This window comes from Acinetobacter sp. A47 (assembly GCF_000805455.1).
Lineage (GTDB): Bacteria > Pseudomonadota > Gammaproteobacteria > Pseudomonadales > Moraxellaceae > Acinetobacter.
On the sequence record NZ_JSUS01000009.1, the window covers coordinates 143,307 to 161,251 of the forward strand.

At 46.8% G+C, this 17,945-nt stretch carries 14 protein-coding genes and 6 tRNA genes; 5 read left to right on the forward strand and 15 right to left on the reverse strand.

Going from position 1 to position 17,945, the window contains the following annotated elements:
• Positions 1 to 66: 66 nt before the first annotated feature.
• Together OC23_RS03540 and OC23_RS03545 are read left to right on the forward strand one after the other, a co-directional pair.
• The gene (locus OC23_RS03540; protein ID WP_038342855.1) at positions 67 to 2,610 is read left to right on the forward strand and encodes a PepSY domain-containing protein; all 2,544 of its coding nucleotides are present in this window, start codon (positions 67 to 69) and stop codon (positions 2,608 to 2,610) included.
• 125 nt (positions 2,611 to 2,735) lie between these two features.
• The gene (locus OC23_RS03545) at positions 2,736 to 3,521 is read left to right on the forward strand and encodes a YdcF family protein (protein WP_038342856.1); all 786 of its coding nucleotides are present in this window, start codon (positions 2,736 to 2,738) and stop codon (positions 3,519 to 3,521) included.
• Positions 3,522 to 3,536: 15 nt separating this feature from the next.
• Here the strand turns inward: OC23_RS03545 and OC23_RS03550 are convergent, their stop codons facing one another.
• The 9 genes from OC23_RS03550 to OC23_RS03590 form a co-directional block, all read right to left on the reverse strand.
• Complete coding sequence (locus tag OC23_RS03550) at positions 3,537 to 4,019, reverse strand: DUF2750 domain-containing protein (protein ID WP_038342859.1); 483 nt, start codon at positions 4,017 to 4,019, stop codon at positions 3,537 to 3,539.
• Positions 4,020 to 4,108: 89 nt separating this feature from the next.
• Positions 4,109 to 4,184, reverse strand: a tRNA-Val gene (locus OC23_RS03555).
• A 139-nt stretch (positions 4,185 to 4,323) separates the two neighbouring features.
• Positions 4,324 to 4,400 (reverse strand) — tRNA-Asp (locus OC23_RS03560).
• Positions 4,401 to 4,440: 40 nt separating this feature from the next.
• A tRNA-Val gene (locus OC23_RS03565) sits at positions 4,441 to 4,516 on the reverse strand.
• Positions 4,517 to 4,617: 101 nt separating this feature from the next.
• Positions 4,618 to 4,694 (reverse strand) — tRNA-Asp (locus OC23_RS03570).
• Between the two features lie 43 nt (positions 4,695 to 4,737).
• Positions 4,738 to 4,814, reverse strand: a tRNA-Asp gene (locus OC23_RS03575).
• 23 nt (positions 4,815 to 4,837) lie between these two features.
• A tRNA-Val gene (locus OC23_RS03580) sits at positions 4,838 to 4,913 on the reverse strand.
• A 169-nt stretch (positions 4,914 to 5,082) separates the two neighbouring features.
• Positions 5,083 to 5,586 carry a cell wall-recycling L,D-carboxypeptidase ElsL gene (gene elsL, locus OC23_RS03585; RefSeq protein ID WP_038342861.1) on the reverse strand — a complete coding sequence of 168 codons (504 nt, stop codon included), beginning with the start codon at positions 5,584 to 5,586 and terminating at the stop codon, positions 5,083 to 5,085.
• Between the two features lie 284 nt (positions 5,587 to 5,870).
• Positions 5,871 to 6,236, reverse strand: coding sequence for a YbaN family protein (locus tag OC23_RS03590; protein ID WP_004802942.1), 366 nt, complete (start codon positions 6,234 to 6,236; stop codon positions 5,871 to 5,873).
• A 100-nt stretch (positions 6,237 to 6,336) separates the two neighbouring features.
• Here OC23_RS03590 and OC23_RS03595 point away from each other — a divergent pair, with 100 nt between their 5' ends.
• The 3 genes from OC23_RS03595 to dapE all read left to right on the forward strand — a co-directional run bounded on the left by OC23_RS03595 (position 6,337) and on the right by dapE (position 8,719).
• The gene (locus tag OC23_RS03595; protein WP_038342865.1) at positions 6,337 to 7,197 is read left to right on the forward strand and encodes a DUF1853 family protein; all 861 of its coding nucleotides are present in this window, start codon (positions 6,337 to 6,339) and stop codon (positions 7,195 to 7,197) included.
• Between the two features lie 120 nt (positions 7,198 to 7,317).
• Complete coding sequence (locus OC23_RS03600) at positions 7,318 to 7,461, forward strand: entericidin A/B family lipoprotein (protein WP_171194741.1); 144 nt, start codon at positions 7,318 to 7,320, stop codon at positions 7,459 to 7,461.
• 124 nt (positions 7,462 to 7,585) lie between these two features.
• Positions 7,586 to 8,719 carry a succinyl-diaminopimelate desuccinylase gene (gene dapE / locus OC23_RS03605; protein ID WP_038342867.1) on the forward strand — a complete coding sequence of 378 codons (1,134 nt, stop codon included), beginning with the start codon at positions 7,586 to 7,588 and terminating at the stop codon, positions 8,717 to 8,719.
• Positions 8,720 to 8,768: 49 nt separating this feature from the next.
• Here the strand turns inward: dapE and OC23_RS03610 are convergent, their stop codons facing one another.
• The 6 genes from OC23_RS03610 to pilG form a co-directional block, all read right to left on the reverse strand.
• A complete protein-coding gene (locus OC23_RS03610) occupies positions 8,769 to 9,224 on the reverse strand; it encodes a hypothetical protein (protein ID WP_038342868.1) in 456 nt (151 codons plus the stop codon).
• Positions 9,225 to 9,236: 12 nt separating this feature from the next.
• Positions 9,237 to 14,300 (reverse strand): Hpt domain-containing protein, encoded by a 5,064-nt coding sequence (locus tag OC23_RS03615; RefSeq protein WP_038342870.1) that lies wholly within the window; start codon positions 14,298 to 14,300, stop codon positions 9,237 to 9,239.
• 154 nt (positions 14,301 to 14,454) lie between these two features.
• Positions 14,455 to 16,536 (reverse strand): methyl-accepting chemotaxis protein, encoded by a 2,082-nt coding sequence (locus OC23_RS03620; RefSeq protein ID WP_038342871.1) that lies wholly within the window; start codon positions 16,534 to 16,536, stop codon positions 14,455 to 14,457.
• Positions 16,537 to 16,583: 47 nt separating this feature from the next.
• Positions 16,584 to 17,120, reverse strand: a complete 537-nt coding sequence (locus OC23_RS03625; RefSeq protein ID WP_038342873.1) for a chemotaxis protein CheW — start codon at positions 17,118 to 17,120, stop codon at positions 16,584 to 16,586.
• Between the two features lie 45 nt (positions 17,121 to 17,165).
• Positions 17,166 to 17,528: a response regulator gene (locus OC23_RS03630; protein ID WP_038342874.1), complete on the reverse strand. Its 363-nt coding sequence runs from the start codon at positions 17,526 to 17,528 to the stop codon at positions 17,166 to 17,168.
• A gap of 20 nt (positions 17,529 to 17,548) precedes the next feature.
• Entirely contained in the window at positions 17,549 to 17,932 is a 384-nt protein-coding gene (gene pilG, locus OC23_RS03635) for a twitching motility response regulator PilG (RefSeq protein ID WP_004652356.1), read from the reverse strand.
• Positions 17,933 to 17,945: the final 13 nt, after the last annotated feature.

Here is a 17,945-nt window from a genome sequence, read left to right on the forward strand (position 1 = left end):
CATTATATTCTTATTCTTGAGTTATAATTTTTTACATGAATTCCACTCTATTTACATTTTTTGACCATGTTTAAAAAAGTTTTCTTCCAGATTCACTGGTTTTTAGGGATCACTGCGGGGCTGATTCTCTCTCTCATGGGAGTGACTGGGGCGATTTATTCTTATGAGCCACAAATTCTAAAGTGGATCAATCAGGACAGCTATGTAGTCGAAGTCGCCCAGACTCCGAAACTCACCCCTGCCGAGCTCTACCAGCATTTCAGCCAACAACAACCAGAAATCGAAATTAACAGCATTACCATCGCTTCCGACCCGGCTGCATCTTCCACCGTCAATATCAAAAAAGAAGGTGCACGTCGTGGTTATAACATGATGGTCAACCCGTACACGGCAGAAGTGTTACCTGAAATTAAAGGCCGTGATACGTTGCAATTTATTCAGCGTTTACACCGTAATCTGACTGCAGGTGAATTTGGTGCCCAGATTACTGGCGCCTCGACCCTGATGCTGATTTTCTTTGTATTGAGTGGGCTCTATTTACGCTTTCCCAAAAAGCATACTTTTAAACAATGGTTGTTCATTAAACCCAAGTTAAAAGGCCGTAATTTTATCTGGGATTTGCATGCCGTAGTGGGCACCTGGGTGGCGGTTTTTTACCTGCTGTTCGCCTGCACAGGCCTATACTGGTCCTATGACTGGTGGCGTGCCGGCATGTTCAAGGTCATGGGTGTTGAACAGCCACAACGTAACCAACAGCATAATGAATCTGGAAATAAAAAGCATAAACAACAGGCTTTATCAAGCGAGCAGGTCAATAGCATCCTGACCCAGAGCTGGACTGGCGTCAATGCTCAAATCGGACGTGAATATTCTACCCTGACCTTAAATATTCCAAAACGTGATGATGCCAAAGTTGAAGTGTCTTTTGTCGATGCGATTCCGCAACATGAACGCGCACGTAATCAGGCCGTCTATAACTATCAGGCGCAACAGTTTGAAAAACTGGAGCTGTATGAAGATAAAAAGCTCAATGAAAAAATCATGAGCAGCATGCTGCCTGTACATCGGGGCAGTTTCTTTGGTTCGACCTATCAATTTATTGCCATGCTGGCCTCCCTGGCTATGCCGCTGTTTTTCATTACGGGCTGGATGTTGTATTTAAAACGTCGTAAACAGAAGAAACTGACCCAAGCCGCACGCCAATCTCTCAGCACGCAACCGCTTGATCCAAACGCTCAACCCTGGCTGATTACCTACGCCTCTCAAACCGGTGTGGCAGAGCAACTGGCGTGGCGTACAGCAACCAGCTTGCAAGAAGCACAGCAACCGACCACAGTAAAACCGATCCAGCAGCTGACTGAACAGGACCTGCAACAGGCTCCACAGGTTTTATTTGTGATCAGTACCTATGGAACCGGCGAAGCACCAGATCTGGCCTCAGGTTTTAGCAAGAAACTGATGCAGCACAAGCTTGATCTTAGCCAGATGCAATATGCTGTACTGGCTTTAGGTTCAAAAGAATATCCAGACAGTTATTGCAGCTTTGGCTATGCCGTTGATGCCTGGTTAAAACAATGTCAGGCACAGCCGCTGTTTGATCTCATCGAAGTAGATAACGCCAGTGCCCATGATATCCAGCGCTGGAACCAAGCCCTTTCAGTCGTGACCCGGCAGGTACTGCATGCCATGAATATCGAGAAAGTTTTCGATCAATGGCAATTGAATGCACGTACCCTGCTAAATCCGGGTAGTCTGGGTCAGGCAGCCTATAATATTGAACTGACCACAACGGCCGATATGACCTGGCATGCAGGCGATATTGCCGAGATACAGCCAGCAAATAGCCAGACAGAAATCCAGAACTTTTTAGCTAAACACCAGATTGCAGCACGCACTGTTGTGCAATCGCTCAATCAGACGGTTGAACAGGTACTGTGGGATAAAAACCTGCGTGTTGAAACTCAACCTTTCAATAGCCTGGAAGAGTTACTGGCCCAGCTTCCGGCCCTGCCAACCCGTGAGTATTCAATTGCCAGCATCCCTTCACAGCAAATGTTGCGTCTGGTGGTGCGTCAACACCATGACCAGAACAACCAGCTCGGTCTGGGTTCAGGCTGGTTAACCGAGCATGCCCAGCTCAAACAGGCAGTTGCATTACGCATCCGTACCAATGAATCCTTCCATCTGATTGATGATAACCGCCCAATCATCTGTATTGGTAACGGTACCGGTATTGCCGGCCTAATGAGCCTGTTACAGCAGCGTAACCGTCAAAATTACACCGCTAACTGGCTGATCTTTGGCGAACGCCAGCGCGAGCATGATTTCTTCTATCAGGAAACCATTCAGGCCTGGCTGAATATGGGCACATTGCAACGACTGGATCTGGCCTTCTCTCGTGATCAACAACAACGTATCTATGTACAGGATATTTTACGTCGCAATGCCGACGAGCTAGTGAAATGGGTCGGGCAAGGTGCGGTGATTTATGTCTGCGGTAGCATTGAAGGCATGGCTTCAGGTGTCGATCAGGCCCTGACCGACATCCTCGGTGCATCCACCCTGGATGAACTACGTCAAGCAAGCCGTTATCGCCGCGACGTTTACTAAGTTTACCTTTTAAAAAAACGGGTGCCTGTCACCCGTTTTTTTATTGTGTTAAGACAATCGGAGAATTTGCCTTTCTTGCAAATTTGCATACACTTAGCGCGGTTCATATCGTCAAAATCAAGATTATGCAAATAAGTTCATGGATTCGTATTTTTTTAGCGTTTATTGGTTCGGTTTTATTTTTAGATGGCGCCATTCTCATCGCCTTTAAAAAAATTCATATCGGCACAGTCCTCCCGCTCCTGCTTGGATTATTTTTCTATTTCTATGCTTATTTCTATTATCACGTTGAACGTTTCTTTTTCTATCATTTCCGGCTCCATTCCATCTGGCGCTTTGGCTGGCTGTGTTTCTGGGCATGGTTAGTCAGCTTAGGCTATTTCTTTAACTATCTGGCTGATAATAATGCAAAAACACAACAGGTACCCCCGGTAAAAGCCATTATTGTGCTGGGCAGTGGCGTCGAAAATGGCCAACCTTCTGCGACGCTGGCCAAACGTCTGGACCGTGCGGCTCCTATCGCACTAGCACAACCTGATGCAAAACTGGTGCTGACAGGCGGCATAGATTATGGTGAAACCGAAAGTGAAGCTGTCGTCATGGCCCGTTACCTGCACAAGCAATATAACATTCCTGCAACACGGGTGATTCTGGAAGATAAGAGCACCAGCACTGAACTCAACCTCAAGAACAGCCAGCCCCTACTGGCCGCACAACAGATTAATCTCCAGCAACCAATTGCCATTGTGACCAGTGATTTCCATACCCTAAGAGCCGCAGCAATTGCCCAAAAACAGGGTTACCGCAATATCACCCTGCTCGGGGCCAGCACGCCCTTATCCACCCGCTATAATGCCTGGTTAAGAGAATATTTTGCTTATGTCAGTGGCTGGCTACTCAAGGAGTACTGATCAGCACATCCGGCTTCAGGATGAGGCAGGGTTATGCAGACGGATATCGCGTGGTAAGGGAAGTTTTAACTCTGCAAATACATCCGGACGCTGTAAATAAATCTGATATAAAAAATTCTTGATATCCAATAATAAAGCATCGGGAGTAACCAGCAGGTTATTCCCCTCCGGTGTCAAGTCCAGCGATAAAATCGTGTTATTTTCTTTTAGAAATGGAATCATCTTCTCGATAAAAGCCAATAACGGTACTTCCTGAATTTCGTATTGTGCCCAATTGTCTTTAATCAGCAATTTTGCCAGACTTTTGTTTTGCCACACCGATAAGGCGTGCTGGCCTGAAGGTGTCGAGCATAATGCCCAGCCATCATGATAAAGCGCAATCACGTGACGCTGCATAATAATGTTCTGGATAAACTGGCGATAGCTATCTTTGAGCGAAGAACTGGCGGGGGTTGCTTGAGATTTCGACGCAGCCTTGCGTTGATAAGGATTTCTCATAAAGTACTTCATATTAGAATCATTATATTGATGCTAATCATAAAATAACTTGGTATGGATTACAATGATATCAGGCTGGGGAGAAAATATGGTGGGCGCTGACGGGATCGAACCGCCGACATTCTGCTTGTAAGGCAGACGCTCTACCAACTGAGCTAAGCGCCCTGAGCGAGGATCAACAAAGCGAAGCTTTGTCTGAGCGCAAGAGAAAAATCTTTGATTTTTCTAATGGCATCTCGTATCAGAGATCAAGTATAAAAATACTTGTTAAAACTAACATTCTCTTAAACTGATATCAAGAGAATGGCGCAGCGGACGGGGCTCGAACCCGCGACCCCCGGCGTGACAGGCCGGTATTCTAACCAACTGAACTACCGCTGCACTACTATACTTCCAGTGTGAAAGTAAATGTCACAAATTATGGTGGGCGCTGACGGGATCGAACCGCCGACATTCTGCTTGTAAGGCAGACGCTCTACCAACTGAGCTAAGCGCCCTGAGCGAGGTAACAAACCTAAAGCTTGGCTTAGAGATTTGTCTGAATATAAAAGAAGTCAACCTAATCTATTCAACTCTATCCAGTCTTGCAATCTTAAAGTGGCGCAGCGGACGGGGCTCGAACCCGCGACCCTCGGCGTGACAGGCCGATATTCTAACCAACTGAACTACCGCTGCACGATAATTTTGCAATCATGGCAAACGTTCATTAAAACTAAAGTGGCGCAGCGGACGGGGCTCGAACCCGCGACCCCCGGCGTGACAGGCCGGTATTCTAACCAACTGAACTACCGCTGCACTTGAGTCTTAACGTAAAGGCTTGGTGGGCGCTGACGGGATCGAACCGCCGACATTCTGCTTGTAAGGCAGACGCTCTACCAACTGAGCTAAGCGCCCTTAACGTCTTCATCGTTTGTGAGGTGCATTATAGAGAATCTTTACAGCCTGTCAAACGCTTTTGCCATTCTTTTCTGAAAAAACCGTACGAATGATTAAAAAATAAGTGATTCCATGCAAAAAACGATATTTCCGTATTTTATTTAAGCACTTATTTGCATTTGTATGGTCAATTTTGCAGGGCCTGCTCAGAGATATAAACCAGCGCATGTTCAGAAACCAGCTCAAACAACTCGATAATTTCATCATTTTTCATCCGGATACAGCCATGCGACATCGGAATGCCCATTGGCTCTGTGTCAGGCGTGCCATGAATATAGATATAACGCTTAAAGGTATCTTGCCCTGCCCCACGATTAAACCCTTCTTCAAGGCCATCCAGCCACAAGATCCGTGACAGGATCCAGTCGCGCTGTGGAAATTGCTGGGCTAATTGCGTGTCATAGACTTCACCTGTCGGCTGACGCGCAATAAATACGGCGTTCTTCGGTGCATCGCCACCAATCTTTTGTGCAACCTGATGCCAGCCTCTTGGGGTCTTGCCGCTATTTTCCTGTTCACCAATACCGTTTTTGCCTGAAGAGATGACATAGAATTTATTGTGCTTAGGTAAATGCAGGGTCTGTTGTGCCAAGTCTATGATGATGTCTGCCTGATCAAGGGTATGGGTCATTTTTATCTCGATAGATGATAGAACATCTTTATTTCAACATAGACGGCGTGCTTTTTCTTGTATTTTTCAGTAGCTTTGCTGCGTGACAGCTAGTTACTGGCGCATGAGACATTATTGCTGCAAGGTCTTGCATAAAAGGAAGATATTCCGCAAGAGCGGTGCTTTGCTTAACGTCTTTACTCGAACATAGTTCTCGTCTTGCACTCGGACAAAGCGTTGCTTTTCTTAACTCGTCACTCGCAGCATAGCTGCTCGTCTTGCGCAGCTAAAAAGCGGTGCTTTTCTTAACGCTGCTCAGGCTCGGGGCGTAACCACAGCCATACTGCTACGATAAACATGGTGACATCGGTAAAGACTTTCACCCAAAACGGCGCATTGGTAAAGAGCATCAGGATACCGCTAATGAGCATCATGATACTGGCGATCCATTTTGCTTTGCGGGGCACCGTACCATGTTCACGCCAGTTGCGTAAGGTCGGACCATACTTGGGATGGTTTAATAACCAGGCATCCATTTCCGGCCAGCCTTTCGAGGCTGCCCAGGCAGCCAGAATCAGGAAGACCGTGGTTGGCATTCCCGGCAAGATTGCCCCAATGATGCCCAACGTAATAAAAATCACAACCAGGCTACGCCAGAATAAAGTTTTCATTGAGTCATTAACCAACACCTGTTTACAACCGTGCTAGTATAAAGTGTTTTTATTGCAGATTCTTAAACTTAACCTATTATTTCAATGATTGAGTGACTTCATGTCTAAAATGATTACCACCCCTTGTCTTTTTGAGCCGTGGTTACAGTTTGAGCACCCAATCGTCCGGCATCTGGCTTTCAGTCTGGCCAGCCCCAATATTCTGGCCCGCATTCCAGACGATCTGCCTGTTAAAAATCATTTTGAGCTCCATCCTGACCAGCACTGGCAAACTCACTACCACCATTATGAAACACGCTTAAAACAACTTGACCGTTTTCCCCAGCCCCTGATTGATTTTCTGGCTCAGCTGAAAAGTACCCGGCTCGGTCTGCGCTTTGAACACCTGCTCTGGTTCTGGTTATTAGAACATGACTATCATCCCTACCAGTTACTTGGCCATAGTATCCAGAAAATTGCAGGTGCCAGAACCCTAGGTGAACTGGATTTTGTATTGCTGAATCAGGAAACACAGCAGGTAGAACATTGGGAGGTGGCCTTAAAATATTATCTGGGTGAAGGAAAACTGGATTTACCGCTCTGGTTCGGGTTAAACAGGGCAGATACCTTGCAGCGCAAATTAAGACATTTTACTGAACGCCAGTTCCAGTTTACCGAAGCCAACGGTCATCAAATCCAACGTAAGTTTGCCGTCATGAAAGGCCAGCTCTACCTGCCCAGCGAGCATGCGACCTCGGATTTACCTTGCTGGGTCAACAGTTCACGTCGCCTAGGCCAATGGGGCACCACAATCCCGCATGCCCCCTATTACCGCTTACAACGTCATGAATGGCTATGTCCGGACATGCAGGCATCATCGCAACCTGCGCACTGGTGGACCAATGGTCTTTATTACCAGCAAACGCAAACTCCCGGTTTTTATATGTTCCGTCAGCCCTCACTTTTGTTTAGTTTAACTTAACTGACTTGTTATCTGGCCAGATAACATTTCATAACACATTTACCATCAAACCCTTATGTTCATTTTCCAGTATTTTTTTTAGCCTCTTAAGTACATCATAATTACATTTAAACGGAGAAGATGATGAAAAAAATCTTAGTTGCTTCGATCATGACTGCTTTTGTTCTCACAGGCTGTAATACATTTAAGGGTTTTGGTAAAGATGTATCTAAAGCAGGTGATAAAGTTACTCAGACTGCTGAAAGAACTCAGGATAAAATGTAATTTTTACCGAACAAGCATGCAAAACCTTATCTAGACCTAGATAAGGTTTATTTTTACATACCTTTCTTCTACAGATTCCCCTATTATATCGGTTCACATTTCACCAGATTTAGCCCCATCTCGCATGAACCATTCCGATACTCTTGAACTTAGTTTACAACTCCTACGCCAACCTTCGGTTACGCCTGTTGATCATGATTGCCAGAATATTATGGCTGAGCGCTTAGCAAAGATTGGCTTTAATATCGAAAACATGCGTTTTGAAGATGTTGATAATCTATGGGCACGCCGCGGCACTGAAAGTCCGGTTTTCTGCTTTGCCGGACATACCGATGTCGTACCTACAGGCCATCTGGATGCATGGAATTCAGATCCATTCCTGCCAAGCATCCGTGATGGAAAACTCTATGGTCGTGGCTCTGCCGATATGAAAACGGCACTGGCGGCCATGGTAGTTGCATCTGAGCGTTTTGTAGCTAAACATCCCAACCATAAAGGCTCCATTGCCTTTTTAATCACTTCGGATGAAGAAGGCCCATCGATTAACGGTACCGTTAAAGTGGTTGAAACACTGGAAGCGCGCAATGAAAAGATGAACTGGTGTCTGGTCGGTGAACCATCCAGTACCCATCAGCTCGGTGATATTGTCAAGAATGGTCGTCGTGGTTCGTTAAATGCTGTTTTGACCGTGCATGGTAAACAGGGCCATGTGGCTTATCCTCATCTGGCTGAAAACCCGATCCATACGGCATCGAAGGCGTTAAGCGAGTTATGTGAAACCGTTTGGGACAAGGGTAATGAATATTTCCCTGCGACCTCTTTCCAGATTTCAAACATTCAGGCTGGTACCGGGGCAACCAACGTCATCCCGGGCTCACTGAAAGTTACCTTTAATTTCCGTTACTCTACCGAAGTTACAGCGGAGCTTCTGCAACAGCGTGTACTGGCAATTCTGGACAAACACCAGCTAAATTATGATATCCAGTGGACCTTGTCCGGTTTGCCCTTCCTGACTCCTGTTGGCGAGCTGGTCAATGCCGCAAAAACCGCAATCAAGAATGTCACGGGTGTCGATACAGTTCTGTCTACCAGCGGCGGGACTTCCGATGGCCGTTTCATTGCCCCGACAGGCGCACAAGTACTGGAGCTGGGAGTATTGAATGCGACCATTCACCAGATTAATGAACATGTCAATGTCGATGATCTGGAGCCACTGGCCGAAATCTATGAACAGATTCTGGTTGAGTTACTGGCTTAAAACTCAAGGACTCTGCCATAAACAGGGAACTCGTTTGAGTTCCCTTTTGTTATAGACCAAGCTGCTGCTGTATATGTTGTAAATGGGGCACATAAAAGCGTTTGTCCCCCATCTTTACATATTTGAAGATTTTATCATCATCAATGGCCCCCTCTTCATCGACCACTTCCGAAATACGCAAACGGATTGATTCCGGCATCGCATTGCAAATCAGCGCAAAGCGCTGCGAGACGTCTTCGCCTTCTACCACCAGTGCAACCCCCTGTTTTCGGTCCGGGTCATTTAGCTTATAGACAGGCAGTTTAAGGTCATGCCATTCAATATGTTCCACATTGGTCTGCGTATCCATTGCTGAGAGGACAATGTTCTGTGGCAGCAGCATGGGAACCTGTTGATGACACTCAATCATGTAGGCATCAATAAATCCCGTTGATACGGTAATTAAATGTTGTAACTCCTGCTGGTCCAGTTGTCCCAACGCCGAGTTTGCGCCTTTGTTTACCATTGATTTTACCTCTTAGCGCGTAACCAGTAGACTTTCAATATTTTCTAGCAGGGCCTCTTCCTGGAACGGTTTACCCATATACTGGCTGACCCCAAGCGACAATGCACGTTCACGATGCTTCTCGCCGGTACGCGAGGTAATCATGATGATTGGCAAGTCCCGATGCAGCTCATGGTGTCGTACCAGGTTGGTCACTTCAAAACCATCCATACGCGGCATCTCGATATCGAGCAGCATCAGGTCCGGTTTCACGGTTTCCAGTTGCTCCATCGCATCAACCCCGTCTTTGGCTGTGACAACATCATATCCCTGACGCTCTAACAGACGAGAAGTCACCTTACGGACAGTTACCGAGTCATCGACAATCATGATCAGGCGACGTTCATCATAGCGCTGTTTGGTATAGGTTTCATCGGCCTGCTTGCTACGCACAGTCGACTGTGCTTGACGCGCAATATTCTGACCATCCAGAATCAGACAGACCTGACCATCCCCAAGAATCGTGGCGCCTGCAATCACACCAATACTCGAGAACTGCTGTCCGACCGGTTTCACCACAATTTGTCCCCGTGAACCAATCAGCTGGTCCACCAGTAATGCCGTGGTCTGGCCCTGTGCTCCCTTGATCAGCAGCACAGGCAGCGAATGCACCACACCACTTAAACGCGGCATGGGTTGTCCTGCCACAAACTCGGACAGGTAACGCAAGCGGTAGCGTTGCTGATCAATGCTAAAGTAATCGTCCTGACTCTCGAAATACTGCTCAAGTGCCAGCGGTGAAATACGCACAATACGGTCGATCTGTGCCAACGGGAAAGCAAACTGCTGGTCGCCCGCCTTCACCATCAGGGCATCACTGACTGCAACTGTAGTCGGTACCCGAATGGTAAACGTCGTTCCCTTACCGAGGGTTGAATCTACACTGACATGACCGCCCAAAGCCTTGATATCGCTCTGAACCACATCCAGTCCCACACCGCGTCCAGAAATTTGTGTAACCTGCGCTGCGGTACTAAAACCGGGATGGAAAATAAACTGTAGAATCTCTTCCGGCCCCAGTTTCTGCTCCTGGGTCATCAGACCGGTTTGCAGTGCTTTTTCTTTAATGCGGTTAACATCAATCCCTTTACCATCATCACTGAAGGTCACCACCACATCGGTGCCTTGGCGGCCAATATTCAGCACAATATGCCCGGTTTCAGGTTTATTGGCCTGTAAACGTTGCTCACGGTCTTCAATGCCATGGTCAATCGCATTACGCAGCATGTGTTCAAAAGGTGCCACCAGACGTTCCAGAATACTGCGGTCCAATTCCCCTTCAGTATTGTTGACCACCAATTCTGTTGGACGGTTCAATGCTGAAGCGGTCTGGCGTACGATACGCTGCAAACGCGGTAACAGGCGTGAAAATGGCACCAGACGGGTACGCATTAAGCTTTCTTGAATTTCAGCCTGAATACGGGATTGCTGGAGTAACAAGCCTTCCGTATCACGGATTTTTTCAGATAATGTGGTCTTGAAGTCGACCAGATCCGAAGCCGATTCGGCAAGTGATTTGGACAGCTGGTTCAGCGATGAATACTGGTCCATCTCTAACGGGTCAAAGTCGGCATAGCGTCCTTCATCCCCGCCATGCCGTGCAATGATCTGGCTTTCAAGCTCACCTTCCATTCGACGCAACTGATCCGCCAGACGCTTGATCGCCAGTTCCATTTCTGTCAGCGTACCGCCGAGTTGCCCCAGATCCATCTCGATACGCGAACGGTTAATCGCGTTTTCGCCAGACAGATCAATCATCTTCTCAATGACATCTGCAGAGACACGGATCATCTCGTTGTTCTGTTCGATACGCTCTGTGGTTTCCCATTCACCCAGCATGGACGGTGGCTCGGTTCCGTCGCCCTGAACAAACTCCATGGTATATTCAGGTGTAAACATATCTTTGGCAGACAGTTTCTGAGGCAACTGTGCTGAAACATCCACAAACTCCATCTTTTCCAGACTTTGTTTCAACCCGTCAAAGTTGGCGTATTGACGTTTAAAGATAGCCTCATGCAACCATGCCAATGCAGTATTGAGCAGGTTGTCATACACATTGGAACTGAAATGATGCAGACCAAACTGCTCAAATGCATTTTCCAGATGATAGGCGATCACGGCAATGGCATCCATTTCGGCCATGCGTGCGCCACCTTTTAGACTGTGGGCATTACGTTGTAGCTGTAACAGCACACTCCGGTTGCCGCGTTGCTCAAACCACTGTTGCAATAGACCTTGTGCCTGCTCCAGCAACTCTTCGGCTTCTTCAAGGAACGTCTGTTCAACCAGTGAGCGGACATCATCTTCACGGTTAGCCTCTACAATTTCATTGACAGGTTCTGCAACGGCTTCAGGTTCTGCAGCAACAATGCTCAGCTCCTGTTCAGCCTCTATTACAGGTTCATCATTTTCAGGCTGTACCTCAACCCGATCAGAAGATGATGGCTGTGGCTCGGCTGAAATCGCCTCTATTCTTGTGAGTGGCTCAACCGCCACAAGCTCGACATCATTTTTATCTGCCTGAACCGACTGTTCCGCATTTTGCAGCAGTTGAACCACATGCGTTGACGGATAATCGGTCTGCTGATCCCGGATGGTTTGAATCCGGTCAGCAATATCATCCTGAACCAGACGAATCAGGGCCGTCAATTGAGGCGTAGCCTGTAGTTGCTGATTGATCAGTTTTTCATAAATGCTTTCCAGCTCATGCGCAATCAGACCGATATGACGGGCCTGAATCATGTTTGCTCCCCCTTTCAGGGTATGCAAATAACGCATCAGGTTTTTCAAAGCATCGAGATTTTGCTGCTCTGCTGTCCAGCTGTTCAGATCAGCGTCAATTCCGGCCAGCAGCTCATCTGCTTCTTCAAGGAAGATATCCAGCAAGTCCGGATCGAAGTTGCGGTTTGACTCGGCTGACTGGAGCTGCTGTTTATCCAGGGCAAGCTGTGCTGCCAATGCAGTTACATCGGCTGCTGCAGCGGCCTGAGTAGAACTGCCTGCAAGACTTGCCTCAACAGCATGCTCATGGGTCTCTGCTTCAATTGTTTCAAACTGCGGCTGTGGCGTATCAGTAACCGCTGCCTGCGTCGTAGTAACCGTGGTTTTTTCCAGATTATGCAAAACAGCCAGGCTATGCGTCGCAGGATAATCGACCTGCTGGTCACGAATGCGCTGGATACGGTCGGCAATGTCATCCTGTACCGCACGAATTACCGCAACAAGTGCCGGGGATACCTGAATTTGCCGGTTGATCAGCTTTTCATAAATGCTTTCCAGCTCATGCGAGATCAGGCCGATATGAGTGGCCTGAATCATGTTTGCTCCACCTTTCAAGGTGTGCAGATAACGCATCAGGTTTTTTAAGGCATCCACATTGTTATGATCAGCCGCCCATGTGTTTAGATCAGTATCAATACCGGCAAGCAGTTCGTCGGCCTCTTCGAGGAAAATATCCAGCAAGTCCGGATCAAAGTTACGGTTTGCCTGATCAGAATTTAACTGTTGCTTATCGAGTGCAAACTGGGCAGCCAAATCAATGACCGTACCAGAAGCGGCCTGCGGCTCAATTGCCAACGGCTCTGCAACTGTATCGCGAAGCACTGGCTGTTCTGGCACTGTCTCGACATGTTGCTGGGTAAATGCACTTAATTCATTTAAGATACGTTCATGCGCTTTAGTCAGGGTTACCCGCTGACCAGCAGCCAAGGTATCAAACAACTGGATAAACTGTTGATGTACCTGATGATACAGTTCAAAGGCATAATCAAGATTGAGTAAGCCAGGTTTAAAAATCAGGTCCTGATAGCTGGAACGTAATAGACTGGTGTACTGGTACATGCCAATGGTGGCATGATGATGTGTATGCTGTAACAGGATTTCTGCCTGCTGGCTGAGTTGCTGGATATACGCTGGAAACTCATGACGAGCACGTTTTTCAAAATCAAACTCGACATCCAGCAAATCGTTAATTTCCAGCTCAATTAACCGGGAAACCAGCCCTTGTGGCCGGATTGCCTCGCCCTGCTTTTCTTCAAGCTGGAAGTCATAACTCTCCCAGGCAACATTAAAGGTCTCATAAATTTCATTGAGCTTCTGTTGAGTGCCTGCATGTTTCAAGGTATGTAAATAATCACCGACAAACTGTGCATAATGGGTCAATAAAGCCGTTTCATCTGAACTTGAGTCCAGCTCTTCCTGCAATAAGGTTTTAAACAGGTTTTCAACTTTTGAGCTGGCTTCAAAGACATGATCCACATGCGCCATGGCCGAGCTGCCACGCAAGGTGTGCAAGGCCCGAATCAGGGTATTGTACTGCTCATTGCTTGGACGATCATTTTGTAAAAACTGGCTGATGGTCGCCAAATGCTCTTCTGCTTCTTCCTGGAAAATGGCCAGGGTTTCTCTGGCCAGCGCCTCGTCCTCAAATGGCGTGGCCAATGCAAGCTCGGATACATGCTCAACTTGCGGTGTTTGCTGTTCCTGTGGCTCTGTTTCGCGCGTTTCGTCCCCTGGCTCAAGACCGGTAAAGGCTTGTGCATGGTCAAGATCGGTAGCCAGATTTAAAAGCTCTGCCAGCGCAGGTTCAGGACTTTGCTGTTGTTGTAGTTGCTGCCCGAGTAAAACCAGTGGCTTGAAATCGACCTGATGCGCTTGAACCGCCTTAAAGTCATGTGCAAGCTTAAAGCGGTAAAGATTAAAAACCGTCTGTACATAACGCTGAATGTCAGCATTTAAAGTAATCGTACCCGCAATCACACGATTCAAGGTATCTTCAACCGTCCATGCCAGCTCCCCCGAAGACTTCGCCCCAACCATGCGTCCCGAGCCTTTCAAGGTATGGAAATGACGGCGAATATCGGTAAGCACATGCTGTTGATGTGGCTGTTCTGTCCATTGAACGAGTAATGGTTCTAACTCAACAAAGATCTCATCCAATTCTTCAATAAAAATTTCAAGAATCTCTGCATCTTGTTCAAGATAACTGTCTTCAGGAAGCGTCATCGTTTCAACTAACGTTTTTAATATTTGTTTCATAGCTGCTTCTTTCGTTTTTTATCCACCAAGGTGGGTAAAAATTACGTCTATCTATCACACAAGATGTAGTTCCATGTTCGCCATCACCTTGTTGAGATATCCAACACATCTAAAATGGAAAGACAGACACCCCCATCTGTCTTTCCAATTCGGTTTACTCAGGTAACTTGAAGTCAGTTACTGATTCACGTAATGATTCAGCCATATTTGCCAGCTCAGATACCGAGCGTGCTGTATCAAACGTTGCAGTGGTCGTTTGCGAAGTAATTTCCTGTACCACGTTCATCGTGGTGGCAATATGACTTGCAGAAGCAGACTGTAGTTTTGCAGCATCCGAAATGCTTGCAATCAGTTTTGCCAGATCACCCGATACCGTTTGAATCTCATCCAGTGCAATCCCCGCATCTTTGGCCAGATTCGCACCACGTACTACCTCGGAAGTGGTTTGCTCCATGGAAATAACCGCTTCGTTGGTATCTGTCTGAATGGTTTTCACCAGACTTTCAATCTGCTTGGTGGCTGATGCAGAACGTTCTGCAAGGCGTTGGACCTCATCGGCAACCACGGCAAAACCACGACCCGCCTCACCAGCCATCGATGCCTGAATGGCGGCATTTAATGCCAGAATGTTGGTCTGGTCGGCAATATCGTTAATCAGCGAGACAATATTACCAATCTCTTGCGAAGATTCACCCAAACGTTTAATACGCTTTGAGGTTTCCTGAATCTGCTCACGAATGTGATCCATACCTTCAATCGAACGGTTTACCACCTGTGCACCATTGGTCGCAATCTGCACCGAACGTTGTGCCACTTCTGCAGACTCGGAGGCGTTGGCAGATACCTGATCAATCGACAAGGCCATTTCGTTCATCGCAGCCGATGCACCGGCAATCTCCTGTGCCTGATGCTCAGACGCTTCTGCCAGCTGGTTGGTAATGTTCTGGGTATCCTGGGTATAACGTGCCACCTCTTGAGAGGTTTCGGTAATTCGTGATACCAGGTCTCGTAACTGATCAATTGCAAAGTTGATCGAGTCGGCAATGGCACCGGTAAAGTCTTCCGATACCGTTGCATAAGAGCGCAAGTCACCATCTGCCAGATCGGCAATTTCATCCAGTAAACGCAAAATCGCATTCTGGTTACGGTCATATTCGTCTTGCAGGCGGGTTACACGCTCTTTATCGGTATTACTACGCAGGGCAAGCAATTGTAGTGCAGAGAAAACCAGCAAGCCTAACGCCCCGATCAGCACGATACCGGCAATCACATTACCCCAACCGCCTTCAGCCTTGTTGGACAGGTCATTCAAGGAGGTTAACAGTGCATCCGATTGCGAGAAAATCTGCGAAGATGCCTGACGCACACGTACGATCTGGTTCGCATTTTGCAATACGGTGGCTGCCGCCGATTTCAATACGGCGTCATAGTCAGATTTGATGCTGTCAACCGACTCACGTAAAGCCGGTGAACTGATACGGTCTACACCAAGTTCGGAACTGCCATTGAGCTGGGCATTTAAATACACACCAAAGGTATCAATATCGGCACCGAAATCATTTGCAGACACGCTGGAATTGTCTGTACCCACCAGTACCGAGTTGATTGAACGTAAAATACGTTCTGCAATAAACACCTGGTTCTTGGTGATAATTACCTGACTACTCGGCATGTTCTCACGTACCATCTGGTCGACCATCAGGTTGTATTCGGCCTGAATTTCCGGAATGGTTTCACTGATCGAGATGTTGGTATCATACAGCTGGTTAATGACTTTCTGTTGTGAAGCAATCAGGTCAATATTCTTGGAAACGTTACTCCACAGTTCATGAACCTTCTTGTATTCATCAGAGCCTTTACCGTAGACGCTTTCAACGGTTTCAAGGTTCTCTGCAAACTGCTTTTCCGACTCAACCAGTTTTTTCATGGCTTCTGGAGTACCAGAGGCCGTCGCTTCTGTTGCCTGACGCGAAATGGTTTGCGACAACAGGCGTAGCTCGCCCAGACTACGGGTTAGCTGGTTGGAACGGGGAACACTAACAAACAGGTAAATCAGGAGGATGACAGCAAGGGCCAAAGCAATTAAAGCACGATAGATAATCGGTTTGGATTTCTCGCTTTCACCGAATAAACGGGAAAACTGGTCAAGCTGAGCGCGTATATTGTCAAGAAACGCCCCCCCTTTTTTCAGCCCCGCACTATCACTACCATTCTTTTTTTTAAGTTTAAAGCCCATATCAGCTTCTCCCCGAAATACGCCTTTATGTTCCGTAGCGCATTAAATTAGTTTATAAATTTTATTGATGCATTCATGTATTGAGGATTTTTTAATAACCGGCTCAATAAGAATACATGCCATTGCTGATTATGCTGGTGGAAATGACCCTGACAATATGCTTTTAAATGATTGTCCAGTTCATTGTTTTGAGAAAAGAAACTCTTTTTATTGAAGTGCTGAATCCCCAAAACCTGATCAACGACCAACCCCACATAATGATCTTGATGGCTAATACAAATCACTTTTTGCGTTGGTGAAAACTGGCTTCTCTGACCTGAAATAAAATGTGTCAGATCAGAAACTGCGAGCAGTCTCCCCCGAATATTTGCCAAACCGCGCACCCACGCCTGAGTATTCGGTACCGGTGTATATTTCGGAGGATAGATTACCTCCGAAATTTCCCCCAATGGCGCAACAAAATATTGCCCCAACATCTCAAATGCGATTCCCGACCAACGGTTAGCTTCATTCTGAGTTGAAGTATATTGTCTATTGCCTCGCTTGGATAAACGAAGCAACTCGATAAATCCATTTGCTGCCATACCCTATCCCGTATTGAGTAATGAGAAGGCTCACATTGAGCGAAATCAACTTAATAATTGTTTAATCACATCAATCAGCTGCTGTTCATCAACCGGTTTGGTCAGATAATCACAGGCACCTTGACGTTTTCCCCATACCCGGTCGGTGGCCTGGTCTTTGGTACTGACAATCACAACAGGAATATGCTGGGTGTCTTTGCCCTTACTGATCTGACGTGTCGCCTGAAAGCCATTCATGCCTGGCATGACCACATCCATCAACACCAGATCAGGTAATTCTGCTTGTGCCATGGTGACCCCGTCAGCACCATTGGTTGCTTCCAGAACGTCATAACCGTGTTTTGTTAAAATCTCTCTAAAGCGAAAAGTTTCAGTCGGTGAATCATCTACAATAAGAATACGAGCCATTTTTCCCTCAATCTTTAATTTTATGCGCTGACGTGGTTACGAATCGCGTTTAACAACTCATCTTTACTAAATGGCTTGGTTAAATATTCATCAGAACCAACAACACGGCCTTTCGCCTGGTCAAACAAACCGTCTTTGCTTGACAACATAATGACCGGAATATTCTGGTAATTTAGAGAGTTCTTAATTAATGCGCAGGTCTGGTAACCGTCTAATCGAGGCATCATGATGTCGACAAAAACGATATCAGGATTGGCTTCTGCAATTTTTGACAAAGCTTCAAAGCCATCAACCGCCGTAATGACTTCACAGCCTTCACGTTGCAATAAGGTTTCAGCGGTACGACGAATCGTTTTGGAATCGTCAATCACCATCACCTTCAAATTTTGAAATTTATCTTCCATTTATTGTCCTGCC

Coding starts and splice junctions, on each gene's coding strand:
- OC23_RS03610 (WP_038342868.1), bottom strand. CDS start 9,224: ATGGTAAACAAAGGCGCAAACTCGGCGTTGGGACAACTGGACCAGCAG.
- pilG (WP_004652356.1), bottom strand. CDS start 17,932: ATGGAAGATAAATTTCAAAATTTGAAGGTGATGGTGATTGACGATTCC.
- OC23_RS03615 (WP_038342870.1), bottom strand. CDS start 14,300: ATGAAACAAATATTAAAAACGTTAGTTGAAACGATGACGCTTCCTGAA.
- OC23_RS03590 (WP_004802942.1), bottom strand. CDS start 6,236: ATGAAAACTTTATTCTGGCGTAGCCTGGTTGTGATTTTTATTACGTTG.
- OC23_RS03545 (WP_038342856.1), top strand. CDS start 2,736: ATGCAAATAAGTTCATGGATTCGTATTTTTTTAGCGTTTATTGGTTCG.
- OC23_RS03550 (WP_038342859.1), bottom strand. CDS start 4,019: ATGAGAAATCCTTATCAACGCAAGGCTGCGTCGAAATCTCAAGCAACC.
- dapE (WP_038342867.1), top strand. CDS start 7,586: ATGAACCATTCCGATACTCTTGAACTTAGTTTACAACTCCTACGCCAA.
- OC23_RS03600 (WP_171194741.1), top strand. CDS start 7,318: ATGATGAAAAAAATCTTAGTTGCTTCGATCATGACTGCTTTTGTTCTC.
- OC23_RS03630 (WP_038342874.1), bottom strand. CDS start 17,528: ATGGCTCGTATTCTTATTGTAGATGATTCACCGACTGAAACTTTTCGC.
- OC23_RS03620 (WP_038342871.1), bottom strand. CDS start 16,536: ATGGGCTTTAAACTTAAAAAAAAGAATGGTAGTGATAGTGCGGGGCTG.
- OC23_RS03540 (WP_038342855.1), top strand. CDS start 67: ATGTTTAAAAAAGTTTTCTTCCAGATTCACTGGTTTTTAGGGATCACT.
- OC23_RS03625 (WP_038342873.1), bottom strand. CDS start 17,120: ATGGCAGCAAATGGATTTATCGAGTTGCTTCGTTTATCCAAGCGAGGC.
- elsL (WP_038342861.1), bottom strand. CDS start 5,586: ATGACCCATACCCTTGATCAGGCAGACATCATCATAGACTTGGCACAA.
- OC23_RS03595 (WP_038342865.1), top strand. CDS start 6,337: ATGTCTAAAATGATTACCACCCCTTGTCTTTTTGAGCCGTGGTTACAG.